This is a genomic window from Pseudoalteromonas sp. SR45-5 (genome assembly GCF_014163565.1).
Taxonomy (GTDB): Bacteria; Pseudomonadota; Gammaproteobacteria; order Enterobacterales; family Alteromonadaceae; genus Pseudoalteromonas; species Pseudoalteromonas distincta.
Genome location: NZ_JACJDN010000785.1, coordinates 1 through 1,572 on the forward strand (window position 1 = coordinate 1; position 1,572 = coordinate 1,572).

Sequence of the window (1,572 nt, forward strand, 5' to 3'; positions counted from 1 at the left end):
TATACCATGCAGCGGCTTATAAACATGTACCACTAGTAGAGCATAATGTTGTAGAAGGAGTGCGCAATAATATTTATGGTACTTATAACTTAGCGACCGCTGCAATTAATACAAATGTAGAAACATTTGTATTAATTTCTACAGATAAAGCTGTTCGCCCAACTAATATAATGGGTACTACTAAGCGCATGGCAGAACTCGTTCTGCAAGGACTGTCTGAAATTCAAACGACAACACGCTTTACAATGGTAAGGTTTGGAAATGTGCTTGGGTCATCTGGTTCAGTGGTTCCCTTGTTTAGAAAGCAAATTAAAGCGGGTGGTCCAATAACACTAACCCACCAAGACATAACTCGTTACTTTATGACAATTCCAGAAGCAGCTCAGCTAGTTATTCAAGCAGGTGCAATGGGGGTAGGGAGTGATGTGTTTGTCCTTGATATGGGTGAGCCTGTAAAAATAAAAGATTTAGCCACTAAAATGGTGCATTTGTCAGGGCTTGAAGTTAAACATAATAAGCGACCGGATGGTGATATAGAAATTAGGTGTACAGGGTTACGCCCTGGAGAGAAGCTTTTTGAGGAGCTTTTAATCGGTGACAATGTAATTGGCACAGACCATCCAAGAATATTGAGTGCTCAAGAAGTAAAAATGCCTTGGGCAGAGTTAGAGCCATTTTTAGTTAAACTTAAATCAGCTTGCGATAAGTCTGATCATCTTGAAATTCGCAAGCTGTTGCTACAAGCTCCAACTGCCTTTTCTCCTACAGATGGAATATGCGATCTGAATTGGAAGGAAAAAAATATGGACAATTCAATAATCTCTTTGTTACCCAAAACAAAGAGTTTGTAATTATTAACAAGTTTCTTACCCAATATGAAGCGTATTAAGCAGTCTGGATTAGCTAGCACTGACTGCTAGGCAAAATAAATGAAAGAAAGTAAAGTTTTATACAAAGCGATTGGTAAAAGTGTAATAGGTAGATATTCAGTCTATGCTGTTAATCTTTTATCAATGATGCTTTTAGCTCGCGTTTTTACACCTGAGATATTTGGTATAGTCGCCGCGATCATGGTGTTTTACTTGTTTTTCCAGTTAATGGCAGAAGCCGGCTTAGGGCCTGCAATTATTAATTTATCGGCATTGTCCGATAATGATAAAAATGGAATATTTTCGTTAACACTATTAGTAGGGCTTATATTAGCTGTTGGCTTTAGTGCCCTGAGTGTGTTTTTGGTCTCATTTTATGAAATACAGGATGTTGATAAGGTAGTCCCTTTTGTATCCATATCATTAGTTTTTTTTGCTTTAACTATAGTACCCAATGCATTTTTACTTCGAGAACAAGCATTTTATAAAATTGCAGTAGCTGGTACGTGTTCAGAAGTTATCTCTACTTCTATTGCGTATGGTTTAACTTTTGTTGTTGAACCAATTTATGCTTTATCGGCTAAATACTTAGCTAGTGCGGGAATATCGTTTTTAGTTCAGTATTATTACTCAAATCAAACCGAATTTGGTAGGCCTAAACTAGGAAGTAAACTTTCTGCAATAAAGCCTTTATTGTCATTCT

The 1,572-nt window shown here is 37.0% G+C and carries 2 protein-coding genes; both read left to right on the forward strand.

What is annotated here, in order from left to right; genetic code table 11:
* A partial coding sequence (locus H5072_RS19015; protein ID WP_182694456.1) for a polysaccharide biosynthesis protein occupies window positions 1-851 on the forward strand: 851 nt, incomplete at its 5' end.
* A 78-nt stretch (window positions 852-929) separates the two neighbouring features.
* The coding region (locus tag H5072_RS19020) for an oligosaccharide flippase family protein (protein WP_182694457.1) at window positions 930-1,572 on the forward strand (643 nt) is incomplete at its 3' end.